This is a genomic window from candidate division KSB1 bacterium (genome assembly GCA_016214895.1).
Taxonomy (GTDB): Bacteria; Electryoneota; RPQS01; order RPQS01; family RPQS01; genus JACRMR01.
The window spans coordinates 31820-46820 of the sequence record JACRMR010000002.1 but is presented as its reverse complement, the minus strand read 5'-3'; the positions used below and the strand labels follow the sequence as shown (position 1 = coordinate 46820).

Sequence of the window (15001 nt, the reverse complement as noted above, 5' to 3'; positions counted from 1 at the left end):
AGGTAGTTCAAATCTCGAAAAAACGCAAACAGGTGCGGCCCACGGCTGCACCTGTTTGTCTTGTATTCCGGGAGCGCGACGAACCTCGCACCGCTCTCATCTGAGCAAGAGCATCTTCAGCATGACGGTTTGGTTTCCCGCCGTCAAGCGGGCAAAGTACATACCGGTGGGCGTGTCGCCTGCGTCCCATTTGATGGTGTGGCTCCCGGCAGCGTACCTGCCGGCGACGAGCGTGGTGGTCAACCGCCCCGCGAGATCAAAGACCTGGAGCACGACGTGCGTATCGTACGGGAGGGTGAAACGAAGCTCGGTTTCCGGATTGAACGGATTCGGGAAGTTCTGCGACATCCACAGGTCCCCAGCCACGGCGGATTCACGACGCGGATCCGCGGCCGCCGACAGCTGACCGTGGAATGCGATGCGCGCCGGATTCATCGCTGCCGGATCGTTGTGGAAGATCAGCAGGGTATCAAACACGTCAGTGCTTCCCGGCGCCGCCCAGCGCACGTACAAGCTGTCAACGGCAACCGGGCGGACCTGCATCGGAGTATTGACCACTCGCAGCCCGTTGGATTCGCCCGTCACGAAAGACGCGTTTTCGATCAGTAATGTTGTCAATCCGAAATTTGAAATCGCGACTCCGATCGTATCAACCGATCCCGGGCCCGCACTGCTCGCCAGCCGGGACGCGGGCGCCGAGACCGTCGGGGGGCTGTCAAAACTGAAGCCGGTTGCGCGCGGTCCGCCATAGGCGCCCATGTCATTGCGCGTGCCATTGGCATCATTGAAGATCGGATTCGGATCGCCGCTGTCCACGCACGGTGAGCCGTCGAGTAGCGCCAGCAGCGAATCGGCGAAGCCGGGATAGTCCGTGATATTTCCGGTCCCGGCATAGCCGCCCTGTACGCCGCTATAGGTCAGGAGCAGCGACGCTCCGCCGCCGTGTATTTGCGCGCCGCCTTGCGCGGACCGGTTTCCCCAGACGATGTTGTTGCCGCCGATGATCCGTTGGCTGAAGCGGCGAATGCCGCCGCCGGGCAGCGCGGAGCTGTTTCCCACAATCGTGTTGTTCCAGACGAAAAGGGTATCACTTTGGGCGCCGTTGGTCCACAACCCTCCGCCGCCGTAATCCTGACCGCCGGAGTTGAGCGCAATAATATTGTTGCTCACTTCGGCGATTGCATAATTGATGACAATGCCGCCGCCGTAGCGGCCGCTGTTGCCGATCACCACGTTATTCAGGATGCGCGTGCCGTCGCTGAAGCCGCAGCGGATCCCGCCGCCGCCCGCGCTCGTGATTCCGGCGGGTCGCCGTGATGCGGCATTGCCGACAATCAAATTGTGATGAACATAGGGTGTGGAATTCTCGATGATGATCCCGCCACCCTCCACGTAGAAACTGTGGTTGTCGTCATCTTCGAGTGGCATCCCCGTGCCGCCGGTGATCGTGAAGCCTGCCAATTCCGCGGTTCCGTCTTCGCCGGAAATGATGGCGACAACGGAACCGGAATCGGGGTCAACGGGCTGACTGCCGTCGATCGTCGTCTGACGGACCGTGAGCGGATTGCCGTCGAGCACATAGTGACTCGCGACCACGATATTCTTGCCGTAGAAGTTCAGGTTCTCGGCGTAAGTACCCTGGGCGACGAGCACGGTATCGTGGGGATCGGCAGCCACGATTGCCTCTCGGATCGTCGCATATTGCGCCGGGACGTTGCGCGTTACGGCATTCGCGGAACCATGCAGGATCATGCTGGCGAGCAGGAGCAGCGTGCGAGTAGTCATACGGGCCTCATAAGCGATGTGATTGATGTGCGGAATCACGAGCGAGGAGTTCCTGAGCGGCAGGCCGGGCGCCGGACTGCAAGCGTCCGCACACCGCGGCGATAACGACTTGGAGCGGTTGCATAGAGCGAAGTTTAGTACCGAACCCCGTCACGGGCCGAGCAGTTAGCGTTGCTCGTCAATTCGCCGGCTTCGCGTGCGGTGCGGAACCTTCCGCCCGTCGAGCGGATCCGTCGAGCTCCAGCCGCATGAAGACATCCGCGCGGGCGTATGCGGAGGGGCGTTCACGCGGCACATGGCGGAAGCCCAGCTTTTCGTAGAGGGCCAGCGCGGGCCCGAGTTTAGTGCTGCTTTCCAGGATAACGGCGTTCGCTTGCAGCGTTCGCGCCCGCTCAATCGCGGCGAGCGCGAGCTTCCTGCCGATCTGTTTGCCCTGCGCTCGTTCCGTCACCGCCATCTTGGCCAGCTCAAAGACGTGTGGCGCGTGCGGCAGCAACGCGCAGGTGCCGAGGATTTCGCCCTCGAGTTCCGCGAACAGCACGACGCCGCCGCGCGCAATGATGCAGCCCTCCGGATCCGAGAGCATTTCGACATCGTGTGGTTCGAGCACGAAGAATTTCCGCAGCCACTCTTCATTGAGCGTGCGGAACAGCGCGCGAAAGGTCGGGCGGTAATCAACAATCCGCACGGCGTCCAATTGACGCGCCTTGACGCGTTCCTGTACGCGCTCGAACACGCCGCGTTTGGCGAGCGCGGCTTCGAGCGTCTCGGAAACCGCGATCAGATCGAGATCGGTTTCGCGCACGAGCTCAACGGTCGCTTGGCGAATATCGTCCCACAGTATTTCGAGCGGCGGGGCCATTCGCCGGCCCTTTTCCGAAAGCGTGACGAGCCGCTGCCGGCGATCCGCTTTGCCCTCGTCGGTCAGGATGACACCTTCGCGACTCATGTCTTTGACAATCTGGACGACGGCGGGGTGCGTGACTCCGAGTCGCTTGGCAATTTCGGTAACCGTGATCGGCTGCTGCGCCTTCAGCACCAAATAATAAACGGGAAACCAGCGCGGCTCGAAGTCGAGCTCCTGGGATTCGTAGGCCCGCGCTGCGTCCCGCATGAAGCGGTCGCTGAGTCGGCGGAGGCGGCTGCCGACCGCGAGGTATCCGAGGGTATCGATTAGGTCCATGCGGAGGATGCTCTGATGGTTAGATATTACGTAAGGCCTTACATAATTTAACATCTGAGAGGAGAATAGTCAAGGCCACGGCCGGATATAGCGATCTCGACCCGCGGTCGGTCCGACCAGTCAGCCTGTTCACCGAGCCCACGGGAGATTGCCTCGCTTGAGGAGGCAGAGGCGGCCGGCACCGTGTCTATTAGTGGCCCAAATGCCCACTTTAACTTTAGGTTCTTATTTGGCTTGACATGCTTCATGGGGTCGCAAGCCCTTGAAATCTGTTGGGATCGGTGGCACTCAGCACACGATGATTGCATTATGCAATAAAGAGTTATTCATTATTGACTTACGGTAAATCGTGGAGTACATTTGGGCCGTAGCGAATCGACTAACTATGGTGGACCGGAATCACAAGCGGACAATCAAAAGCCCGCAAATCCGGAGATCTGCGGGCCATTTGCCTTGGTGGCGTCTCCCAGAATCGAACTGGGGACACACGGATTTTCAGTCCGTTGCTCTACCAGCTGAGCTAAGACGCCATGGGAGCGAGAATTTACGAGTTAGCCGCCCAAAAGTCAACCCCCCCTCCACCCTTGGAGGCGGGATTCGGAGAAGTAGTCCGGATTCCGGCGGGTCGGCCCGGGCGCCGAAAACAGATACGCGTGCATTGCAGGTATGAAGTGGTTACCGACAACGGATGACCAAGGAGGTAAGACGCATGAAGAACCTATATCCGATTTTGCTGTTGATTTGCCTGCTCGGGATCTTTGGGATTGCCGCAGCCTCCGACTGGGATGAGCTGCAGGCGGCCGACCGGACCGAGACCGGTACGATTCTGGACGACGGTCCGCGCACGTGCCTCGCGGACTTCAATGTGACTTCGTTCCCCTATCACCACGAATCGACGCTGGTGGACGCGGTGAACGATTGTCTGGTGCGCTCCGGCCAGGAGCACATCTATCAAGTCGTGGTGACGGTGGCGGACGAATACACATTTTCGCTCTGCGACGGACCCGCCGCCACGAACACCCAGATCTACATCAAGACGGGCTGTTGCAGCGGCAGCACGATCGCGACGAACGACGACGGCTGTGGCACGACCTTCGGCCCGGCACGCATTGACTGCGTGCCCCTGACGGCAGGCACGTACTGGTTGATCATCGAGCCGCGCACCGCCGGGGGCGAAGGGCCGTACACGCTCGATATTTCGCAGTGCCGGAACACGTGCGAGCAAGTGCAGTTGGCCGACGGCGTGCATGACAACGGCGACGGTACGCTGACGTACGTGCAGACCGTCGATGCCTCGGACGCGGGCACGGAGCTGTATGGCGGTCCGTACCCGGCGGGATCGAATCCCTGCGTCTCCGGCATGACCGAGTACGGCTTCGACATCTACAGTTGGTACGATCAGGATTACGGCTGGCTCCACACTTGGCCGGGTTACAATGCCGAAGGCGGGGTGTGCGTGCAGTCGGTGGAGATCGTCGTCTGCTCATACGATGTCGATCAGAGCGATTGCAGTGAATTGCATCCGAACAATCCGCAGGCTTGCGAGCTCGACAATCTCTTCGCGGACGCGGTGCTCCTGAATCCGAACTATTTGCAAGGGAACGATGGCGACTGGGCGGTAACGACGTTCGACGTATCGCCCGGGGCGCTGCTGGCGGACGGCGGCCTGGAAATGTTTCTGGACATCGACGTCTGGAACTACACCTGCACGTGGGCGACGACGGTTCACTGGTCGCAATTGATTGTCCGCTATCGGACGCAGGCCTGCAACCAGCCGCCCTACACTCCGCTGGTGGAAAGCGGACCGTGCTACACCGCGGATGAGGATCTATGCGTTCTGGTGACCGGACCGCAGCCTGCCGACCCCGACGGCGACGCGGTTACCTATCAGTACCGCTGGTTCGTGATGAACGATCAGACCAACGGCGGATTTGTGGACGACGAGTGGAATCCGTTGCATCCGGTGGATCACTCGGGAAGCTGTATTCCGGCGGCTGACACGGAGATCGACGACATCTGGCTGGTCGAGGTTTATGCCGTGGACGCCCAGGGAACCCTGAGTCTGGACCACGCCACGCTGCAATTTCCGTCGATCATTCGCGGTCCGTGCGGTCCGCAGGTCCCGGAAGTGTATGACCTCGGCGACATTCAGGTGCCCGAGTGTCAGTTGGGCTATCCGCTGGGAACGTTAGAGACAGGCGGCCCGGCCAATGTGGTCCAGGCGCTTCCGCTGGCGTGGTTGGGGGACACGGTCACCGCCGAGGACGTACCGAACGTACCCGACACGGACGCAGGCGACGACGGCGTGGAGTTTCTGCTGACGCCGTGGGAGCCCTGCGCGAACGTCTGCGTGAGGGTGACGGTGCGAACCGGCCCGTTCTACTTTGGCGAGCCGATGTACATCTATGGCTGGAAAGACGGGGATCTGGATTGCAGTTGGGATGACGTGCTTTGCAACGGCCAGGCTTCGGAGTGCATTATTCAGGGCGCGCTCGTTCCGCCGATGGAGGCCAATGGAACTCAGACACTGCAATTCTGTTTTCCCGACCCCGGCGTCACGGATATCGGGCGCTATCAGGGTCGCTTGCGCTTCCGGCTCATGTCTTCCGCTCCGGGCTGCATCGAAGCGCAGGCCGGCGTGGATCCGGTCTTGGGCGAAGTCGAAGACTATTTGATTCGAGATCTGCAACTCGACGTCGAACTGCTTTCATTCTCGGCAGCGCATCAACCGGCGCTCGCGGGCAATGGCGAAGTTCGACTCGAGTGGAGCACCGCGAGTGAACGCGATAACCGCTCTTTCGAGATCGAAAAGCAGATTCGCGGCGAGTGGCTCATGATCGAGCGGCTCGACGGCGCAGGCACGTCCACGCAAACGCGCAACTATGCATTCAGCGACGCGGAGGTGCTGATCGGCACGACCTACGCCTATCGACTCCTCACGGTCGATGTGAACGGACACCGTTCCATCGTCGCGGAGCGCTCGGTCGCGGTGACCGCCGCTGACCCGCAGACGGTCAGCGAATACAAACTGCATGCGAACTTCCCGAATCCGTTCAATCCGTCCACGACCATCGTGTACGACTTGATGGAAGCCGGACACGTGAAGCTCAGCGTCTTCGACGTGCTGGGCCGCGAAATCGCCGTGTTGCAGAATGGCCGGCAGGATGCCGGTCGCCATCGCGTCGAGTTTGCGGCGCAGGGACTGCCGTCCGGACTATATCTGTACCGGATCGAGGCCGCCGACTTTTCACAGTTGCGGAAGATGATCTTGATGAAATAGGCCACGCGCAGCACATCTCCCCGCACTCTTGCGCGACTGCGGCGGAGGCATTGATGAAGAGAGGCACGGCGAACGCTGTGCCTCTCTTTTGGGTTGGGGTCTGGCTACCAGCCAAGCGGCTGAAAATCTTGCACACCCGGGCGCCCCGGGGGGTCTGTCATCGTGTGGAAAACAGGGGTGTAGCCTTGACCCTTGATTGAAAGGAGGGTATATTCAACCGGATTGTCCGGACGGCGAACCGCCGCTCCTTGTCGTACAGAACCGTACCCCCTCCCAGATGCGCCCTCTTGTTTTCACGAGCTTGATCCTGTTTGCCGCACAGTACGTTGCCGCTCAGCCTGACACCCTGTGGACTCGCTACGTGGAAACGGACAGCGCCACGGTGTTTCTGGGGGCGGCGGAGGCGGCCAACGGCGACTTCCTGCTGACGGGTGTCACCAACTTGCGCAGTTCTGGCGAAGTTCAGCAACAGGACATGATCATTGCGCGGCTGTCCGCTTCCGGCGACTTGACTTGGACTTCCGTGGTCAGCGGCGGAGCGTACGTTGGCCATCAGGAGCAGGGAACGGCGGTCATCGAACTTCCGAACGGCGAGCTGCTGGTGAGCGGTTGGCAACTGGTCTCAGGAAACTCGACACGCGGAATGCTGCTCCGGCTGTCGTCAACCGGATCGCTTCTGACCGAGTATTTCGTCGGCGGCGCGGATTCCAGCGCGCGGCTGAACGACCTCTTCTTTACTCCCGGTGGCGGTCAAGTGGCGGCGGTGGGCTTTCGTCGTGCTGATTCGCCTTACGCGGCGCCGAACATGCTGCTCTCCGTTCGGAATTTTTCCGGTGAGCAGGCGTGGTCCGCGCAGTTCGGAATGAACGCGCTTTACGACTACGGCATGCGCGGCGTCGCGGTGGCCGATGCCTACTACCTTGCGGGTTATCGCCAGGCCGGAACCCAGAACTATGATTTCTGGCTGTTGCGCGCGGACACGAACGGAGTGCAGGAATGGGGCACGTCGTATTCTCACACGGGCGCGGATGAGCTGGCGGACATGGACCGCTCGGTGTTCGGCGATTTGTATCTCGGTGGCGCGGGCACGTCGTCGAATCTGACCACGGGCTATCTCGTGAAGGTTTCCGAAGACGGCTTTCGCGATTGGGATCGATTGGTAAGCGGCGGTTACCCCTACTCGCGCCTGCGCGGCGTCGCGGCACGTCCGGCGGGCGGGGCGATTTGCGTGGGTACGGCCGGAACCGGCGGCGCGCATCGACAGTTCTTGCTGGCGATGTACACATCGGCGGGCGACAGCGAAGGCACGTGGGCGTATGGGCCGACGGACAGCAGCGGGTTTTACGGGGTGTCGGCGTTGTCAACGGGCGGATGGCTGGCCTTTGGCGCGGGCGTCGTCAATGGCAAGAGCCAGGGTTTTGTTGCGCGACTTCAGCGGCCGCGCGGGCTGCATGGCCGCGTGCTGGATCGCGAAGGCGGAGTCCCGCAGAGTGGTGTGTGGGTGCAGCGAGCGGATGGCTGGCAATACACGATCTCAACGGACGATGGCTACTATGCGCTGGAGCTGCCCGCGGGGACCTTCGACTTCATTCTTTCCGGCGCCTGCGTAGAAACGGACACGCTTCACGGGATTACAGTGACAGACAACCCGGATCTCGTGACGGATCTGGAAATCGGCGTCCCGGACTACGCGAAGCACCATACCTCGATTAATCTGCTGGCTTGGAATGATGTATCGCAGACATCCCCGGTGTACCTCTACAATAGCGGTTCGGGAGCATTGCGGTTCCGGGTGTCGGTTCAGGCTGAGGCGCCGGTCGGGCCCTGGTTGAGTGTTTCCCCTGCCGCAGGACTCGTCGGCGCGCACGATTCCATTGCGGTCATGCTGACGGTCGCGCCGGACACGACAAATGACGGCGTCTATGACTTTGCCGGGACACTGAGCGTGCGCACCAACTCCTGCCCGGACAGCACGGACGCTATCCCGATTCTGGTCACGGTCCTCGATGCGGCTGCGCCGCCGTCCCTCGCGCATGAGTTCCGGCTCTGGGATGCCTATCCGAATCCGTTCAATGCGCGGACGACCATTCGCTACGCGCTGCCGCGGGATTCGCGGGTCTCCTTGCGCGTGTTCGACATTCAGGGTCGCGAGTCCGCGGTGCTCGTTGATGCGGCACAGCGCGCGGGCCTTCACGAGTTGAGCTTTGACGGAACGGATTTAGCGACCGGGATGTATTTCGCCGTGCTGCGCGCGGGAGCCGAGACGCGCATGACGAAGCTGTTGTTGCTGAAATAGCGAATCGGTTTTTCGGCGCGGGCTGCCAGGCCGCGCCCGCTTCCTACATATCGAGGTGAGACAATGACGCTTCGAGCCATGTTCGTAATCGCGCTGACGGTAATTTCATCGCGGCTTGCCGTCGCGCGTCCCGACACGTTATGGTCGGCTCTGCCGGACCTGACCGGTAACTCGGTCTTCTATGGCGCGACCGCTTGCGCGAACGGCGACTTCGTCTTGGTGGGATCGATCGACGATGGTGAGGCCTCGTCGCAGGACATGCTGATCGTCAGGTTGGCCGATAACGGCGAGGTGCTCTGGACGACGCGGCCGACGAGCGGGTTCGAAGACGTGGATCAGGCCAGTTCGGTTGTTGAGTTGCCGAGCGGTGAACTGCGGGTCGTGGGTTGGTCTGCGAATTCGTACACACTGAATGTGCTCGATGTGGATTCGGAGGGCAACGTGATTCATGTCTGGAGCTATGAAACCCCGGGCGGGCGCACGAAGGGGATGGATATCGCGTTGTGGCCGGGCGGCGATCTCGGCGTGGTCGGTTACGGTTACGGTGGCATCGGTATGGGTTCGGACGCGTGGACCATGCGCAAGTCCGCGACCGGAGACACCCTGTGGTCGATGATGGAACACAGTTCCGGAATCGATGCCGCGATCTCAATCGAGTTCCGTGATGACTACTTTGTCACGGCAGGTTACGATCAGGCGGAGACGAACGGCGAGTATGACCTGTATGTTTCCAAGTTCGACACGGCGTTGGCGTGGGGCAGCGGACAACGGATCGAGCTGGACGGGGATCAACTGGCGTATGCCGCTGCGATCGGCGCAGCGGGAGATGTCTATGTCGGCGGCCGGGAAGCGGCCGTGCCGTTTTTGGCGAAGACGGATCCGGAGCTGAATCTGATTTGGTCGCGCTCCGATTATTTCGCGTCAGGAATGACCGGCCACCTCCGCGGCGTGGCCATGTACGGGGGCGACCAGCCGATCTGCGCGGGCTGGGTGGAAATCGCGGGGGATCGCCAGTGCCTGATCATGCTCGCGGATTCGCACGGCGATTCGCTCTGGAGTTGGACGCCCAACTTGGGTGATTCTTCAGGCTTCTGGGGCATCGAAGGCCTGAATTGCAGCGGATACTTGGTCTATGGATTCGCGAATGAGGGCGGCACTTCGCGCGCGTTCGCGCTGCGCCTTGCGCCGGAGCAGGGCGTGTTGGGCGTCGTGCGGAATGCCCACGGCGATGCTCTGAGCGGAATCCGGGTGCGGGCGGTCGGAGAAAGCTGCACGGCGGTCAGTACCGCGGATGGCCGGTTCGTGCTCGGGCTGGCGGCCGGTCAACACCGCTTGATCTACTCCGGCAACTGCATCGACACGGACACTACCGCGTGGATCACCGTGGCCGCGGACAGTCTGCTCGCGTACGCAATCACGGCCCACGAACCCGCGATCGGGTCGCTGCCGACGTCGATCAACCTGATCGCGTACAACCACGTGACCGCGGGGGGCACGTTAACCTTGCGCAACGATGGCGACGGGGATCTGTCCTATTCGATCGCTGTCGAGATGTTCAACCCCGGCCCGGACGAAGCTTGGTTATCGGTCGATCCGCCGGTCGGCTCCATCGCGCCGCTGCAAACGGAAACCGTGCAGATCACGGTGACCGCTGACACGACGGATGACGGTGTCTTCGAGTTCTACGGCCGGCTCACGGTGCGTACGAATACGTGTCCGGACACGGTCGCGGAGATTCCGGTGTTTGTGACCGTGCTGGATGCGGAGACTGAACCCGGACTTGCGGGGGAGTTCGCGGTCTCCGAGGTCTATCCGAATCCGTTCAATGGCATCACGACTCTGGAGCTGACGCTACCGCGTGCGGCGGATGTTGCGCTGCGCGTGTTTGACGTTGTCGGACGTACGGTGCGCGAACTCAGGCACGAGGGGATGAGTGCAGGCAATCATCGTTTGGAAATAGACCTCGGCGACTTCGCTACCGGCGTCTATTTCATGCGCGTGCGTGCCGGCGAATACATCGCGGTAAGAAAGCTGTTGCTGACGAAGTAGTCGGGGGATGAAATCTGCTGTAAAGCAAGGAGCGGGGTTTCGGCCCCGCTCCTTACCTTTGCGCCTATTGAGCCGTTCCAGATCCCGTGGAGAGTGCAGGGGCCGATTGCATCGCCCGCTCTGAACGCACCCTACTTCCGAATCAGGCCGGGTTGCGACGACACAACCCGGCTCAGCCGAGACCCCCCCAGCCCTCCCGTAAACGGGGGGGGGGAGAATAACAAAACCGGCTCACGGGAACCCGTGAGCCGGCTGAGAACTGCCAACTACGCGAGCTTACTGCTTGAAGTCGTAAACCAGCGAGACCTGCGAGAACATTTCAGTGGTCGCATCGCCGGAGACGAAGTACGGGCCCTTCATCAGGAAGTCTGGATGCACCAACAGATCGAGCGACAGGCGATTCCAATGCGCCGTCGCGCCGACATAGGTGTTCGTCTGCATGTAGCTGTGGGTCATCTCGTCGTCGCGATCGCCGTTCGGCGTGTGGCTCGCCCAGAAACGCTCGGCACCAATGCGGCCATCGAGCCAACCGAACACCTTGGTCTCGGCGCCCACGCGCCAGTAAGGCATAGCGCTCCACGAGTCAGTTGAATCGCTGGACGGGGTCGTCGCCGGCTTGAACTCATGCGCGGTCGAGCGCATCGCGAAACCAAAGTCGAAAATCACGAGCGCATTGTCGGCAGGCCACCAGTTGTGACCGGCACCGAAGGAGAACGCCGTGGTCTTGTGCGTACGCTCGAAGCCACCAGACGCCTTCATCCCGTCGGACAGGGTGCTGAAGCGGAGGTTCGGAATGAGCGACGCGTTGTCGGAGTAGTTGTACCACCAGCGGCCATCAAGGTGGATCCCCATCATGCCGTTCGGCTCGCTGAGCTTGGTGCCGCCGGCTTCATCCGTGAACGAAGCCATGTCGAAGCCCACCACGAGGTCCCAGTTGTTCTTGATGCAGGAAACACCGAGATCAAGGCCGAAGTCACTGGCATTGGTGTTCGTCTCGCCAGCCGTAGCCTTCTGCGTGAAGCCTTCGCTCGCGTAGGACAGGCCCGCGCCGATCAGCATGTTCTCGCCCAGCGGACGACCGTACTTGATCGACAGCGCGTTGTTGATCCCGGGTCCGTCATTGACGGCATCGGGCATCTCGGTGTACTTCGTGACCTGATACTTGTTCAGACCGAAGTAGAGGACCGACTTCTCATCGCCGAAGTCATAGGTAGCCCAGACGGCATTGGCATCCCAGGTGACCGAGTTGCCGGCGAATTCGGCCCCGGCGCGATTGCCGTACTTCTTGACGAGCTGCGGCCAGACATTCGAGTTGGACTGGTCCTTGGTGATGTAGGTGACATCGCCGCCGCCTAGGCCGACCATGCGGGTGACCGTTGCGCTGGCGACCATCGGGATCATTACAGCGCAGATGACGAGAATTGCGAAAAACTTCTTAAAACTCAGCATAGGGGTTCCTTCTCCGGTGTTGGTTGGGGAAAATCGGCAGGTATTATAGTGAATTCTGCGAGGATTGTCAATGCCTTTTCCCCACTTTTTTCCATCGCAGAAAGTGACTATCTTTATGTCAACTCAAGGGCTTGCGCAGCGGGAATCGCATGTACTATTTTGCTCAAACGGGTTACGAAATGTAACGCGCAGCGGATTGTAAAGGTTCCGTAAATATTGGAGTTATCCACATATCCACAGAAATACCCAAGTCCATGATCGACAAACGATTCCGGGCAGTTGACCACTCCGGCGACCTCGCAGTTGAGGCTTGGGGCGCCGACGAATTGGAGGCACTGGCCAATGCCTCTCTTGGACTGGTGGCTCAGTTGGTTCCGCTTGATACGATTGAAGAGCGAGAACAGTTTCCGTTGTGGATAGCTGACGAAGATGTAGATCGGCGGATGATCGCCTATCTTAATGAAATTATTTATCTTATATCTGCGAGACGCTGGTTGCCATGCTCGGTAAAATACATGACAAATTGTAACTCTAAAGATTGTAACGAATTACAGGTAGTTCTGGGTGGCGAACCCCTCGACCCGACGCGCCACGAGTTGAAATACGACGTCAAAGCGGTCACGTACCACGGCTTCCGCGTTACTAAGGAGACGGGGATGGTAAAGATTTACTTTGTCTGCGATCTCTAATGGCACAACCACAAGCAACCATCGAGCGCGCCGGGCCGTTCCGCTACCGAATTCCGCAGGAAAGCCGCGCTGACATGCGGACGGACGGGATCATGTTCCTGAACGATTCTCTGTTCGGCCAGCTCCGGGCCGACATGTCGCCGACCCAAGTGGCGAATGTCGCCACTCTGCCGGGCATCGTCGGGTGCAGCCTAGCGATGCCGGACATGCATTGGGGGTATGGATTCCCGATCGGGGGTGTTGCGGCCTTCCATGCCACCGAGGGCGTGATCTCTCCGGGCGGCGTGGGCTACGACATCAACTGCGGAGTGAATCTTACGCGAACCGCGGTGCACTGGCAGGAAGTACAGGGGCCGCTGGAGCGGTTGATCAACACGATGTTCGCGCGGATTCCGACGGGCGTGGGATCCAAGGGCGGGCTGCGGGTGACAAAGCCGGAATTCGAGCAGGTCTTGCTGACCGGCGCTCAGTTTGCCGTCCGGCGAGGGGTGTGCGGGGCGGATGATCCGCTGCACATGGAAGAGCAAGGGGCGCTCGCCGGAGCCGACCCCGGCGAAATCTCGGCGCGCGCGCGGGAACGCGGCTTCGAGCAGCTCGGCACGCTGGGCGCGGGCAACCACTTTGTCGAGGTCCAGGTGGTTGAGGAGATTCACGACGAGCGCGTCGCTCAAGTATTCGGACTGTTTCCGGGCCAGGTTTGTTGCATGGTGCATTCAGGTTCGCGCGGCTTCGGTTATCAGGTCTGCACGGATTTCCTGCCCGTGATGGACAGAGCGGCCAGCAAGTTCGGGATTGAATTGCCCGATCGGCAGTTAGCCTGTGCTCCGCTCACCAGCAAGGAGGGCCAACGGTATTTTGCGGCAATGAAATGCGCGGCGAACTTCGCGTGGGTGAATCGGTTGACCATGCGCTGGCACTGGATGCAGGTCTTCGCGGAAATTATGAAACGACGCATTGAAGACTGCGGCTTCGGCCTGGTGTACGACGTCTGTCACAACATTGCCAAGTTCGAGCAACACCTCGTCGCCGGCGACGAAGCCCGCGTGTGCGTGCATCGTAAAGGTGCGACGCGTTCACTCCCGGCCGGGCATCCGCTCGTGCCGCTCGCGTACCGGCAAGTCGGTCAGCCGGTGCTGATTCCGGGCGACATGGGCCGCGCATCCTGGGTGTTGGTCGGCGAACCGAACGCGTTGACGGAATCCTTCGGCTCCGCGCCGCACGGCGCGGGTCGGCTGATGTCGCGTAATGCCGGACTGAAGCTGCGGCGCTCCAACGAGGTGCGGGAACAACTGGCGGCCCGCGGGATCATCGTGCAGGCACGTACCGGGTCAACACTGGCTGAAGAACAACCGGAAGTTTACAAGAACGTGGATGATGTTGTGGCGGTCGCCGCCGGAGTTGGTCTGGCGCGACCCGTGGCGAAGCTGCGTCCGGTCGGCGGGATCAAGGGATAGCACGCGATTCCCGCCCGCCGAGCCGTGCGTCCCCGCGCGGCCGGAATCGGCCTCCGCTCTCCCCCCACATCCTGTGGGGGGCCGGGGGGGGCGCGGCTTCGCGCATCCGCTGGACCCCGCCGGAATCGGCCTCCGCCCTCCCCCCACATCCTGTGGGGGGCCGGGGGGGGTCGCTACTAATCTCGGCCCCGGATTGCAGGTTGACGAATCGCAACGGAAGGGCGGGACGAATGGCGCCGGAAGTTGGGCATATCGTTTGCCGATTCCTGAGGCAACAGCCTACTCATGAATCGAGATTGAAACATGCCCGCAACGACTCACAAGTGCTTGCTCGTGGACGACGATAGCAGTTTTCTGATGCTGATGAAGACGGCAATTCAGCAATTTGGGTTCGAGACGATCACGGCACAGGATGGTGACGAAGGATTTGCCGCCTTCCGTGAGCATCATCCCGATCTGGTGGTTTCCGACATTCACATGCCGAACCGGAATGGGCTGATGTTATTGGCGGACATCAAGTCGATGAATCCCGACATTCCTGTGATACTGGTGACCGGCTTAATGCACCTGAAAGCGGTTCTGAACATGGAGGCCGTGCGGCCCGATATCTACATGGAAAAACCGTTTACGCTGGATCAATTGAAGCAGGCCATCGACTCGCTGCAGCCCGCCATCGAGCAAGCCTGGGGTGCTTCCAAGGAAGCCACGCCGATGGCGGATCGCCACGATATTCTGTAGCGTCCTTGAGTATGCCGGTGAGCCTGGAAGTCCCCGGCACAACGAGAAAAGCCCGATGCTGCGACATCGGGCTTTCGT

At 60.8% G+C, this 15001-nt stretch carries 9 protein-coding genes and 1 tRNA gene; 6 read left to right on the top strand and 4 right to left on the bottom strand.

Translation table 11 applies throughout. From position 1 onward, the window contains the following. Positions 1-96: 96 nt before the first annotated feature. The 3 genes from HZB60_00220 to HZB60_00210 form a co-directional block, all read right to left on the bottom strand. Positions 97-1785, bottom strand: coding sequence for a T9SS type A sorting domain-containing protein (locus HZB60_00220; protein ID MBI5058187.1), 1689 nt, complete (start codon positions 1783-1785; stop codon positions 97-99). A gap of 178 nt (positions 1786-1963) precedes the next feature. After that, positions 1964-2968, bottom strand: a complete 1005-nt coding sequence (locus HZB60_00215) for a bifunctional helix-turn-helix transcriptional regulator/GNAT family N-acetyltransferase (protein MBI5058186.1) — start codon at positions 2966-2968, stop codon at positions 1964-1966. A 454-nt stretch (positions 2969-3422) separates the two neighbouring features. Continuing rightward, positions 3423-3498, bottom strand: a tRNA-Phe gene (locus tag HZB60_00210). Positions 3499-3677: 179 nt separating this feature from the next. Between HZB60_00210 and HZB60_00205 the strand changes: the two genes are divergently transcribed. The 3 genes from HZB60_00205 to HZB60_00195 all read left to right on the top strand — a co-directional run bounded on the left by HZB60_00205 (position 3678) and on the right by HZB60_00195 (position 10593). Next, positions 3678-6248 carry a T9SS type A sorting domain-containing protein gene (locus tag HZB60_00205; GenBank protein MBI5058185.1) on the top strand — a complete coding sequence of 857 codons (2571 nt, stop codon included), beginning with the start codon at positions 3678-3680 and terminating at the stop codon, positions 6246-6248. 277 nt (positions 6249-6525) lie between these two features. Beyond that, a complete protein-coding gene (locus tag HZB60_00200) occupies positions 6526-8544 on the top strand; it encodes a T9SS type A sorting domain-containing protein (protein MBI5058184.1) in 2019 nt (672 codons plus the stop codon). A gap of 63 nt (positions 8545-8607) precedes the next feature. Next, the gene (locus HZB60_00195) at positions 8608-10593 is read left to right on the top strand and encodes a T9SS type A sorting domain-containing protein (protein MBI5058183.1); all 1986 of its coding nucleotides are present in this window, start codon (positions 8608-8610) and stop codon (positions 10591-10593) included. A gap of 276 nt (positions 10594-10869) precedes the next feature. On the opposite strand, the gene HZB60_00190 is transcribed toward HZB60_00195, so the two are convergent. Next, a complete protein-coding gene (locus tag HZB60_00190; GenBank protein MBI5058182.1) occupies positions 10870-12042 on the bottom strand; it encodes a hypothetical protein in 1173 nt (390 codons plus the stop codon). 254 nt (positions 12043-12296) lie between these two features. Between HZB60_00190 and HZB60_00185 the strand changes: the two genes are divergently transcribed. The 3 genes from HZB60_00185 to HZB60_00175 all read left to right on the top strand — a co-directional run bounded on the left by HZB60_00185 (position 12297) and on the right by HZB60_00175 (position 14923). Beyond that, positions 12297-12731, top strand: coding sequence for an archease (locus HZB60_00185; protein MBI5058181.1), 435 nt, complete (start codon positions 12297-12299; stop codon positions 12729-12731). After that, positions 12731-14185, top strand: a complete 1455-nt coding sequence (locus HZB60_00180; GenBank protein MBI5058180.1) for an RtcB family protein — start codon at positions 12731-12733, stop codon at positions 14183-14185. Before HZB60_00185 ends, HZB60_00180 begins: the two co-directional genes overlap by 1 nt. 303 nt (positions 14186-14488) lie before the next feature. Beyond that, on the top strand, positions 14489-14923 hold the full coding sequence (locus tag HZB60_00175) for a response regulator (GenBank protein ID MBI5058179.1): 435 nt from the start codon (positions 14489-14491) through the stop codon (positions 14921-14923). Positions 14924-15001 lie beyond the last annotated feature (78 nt).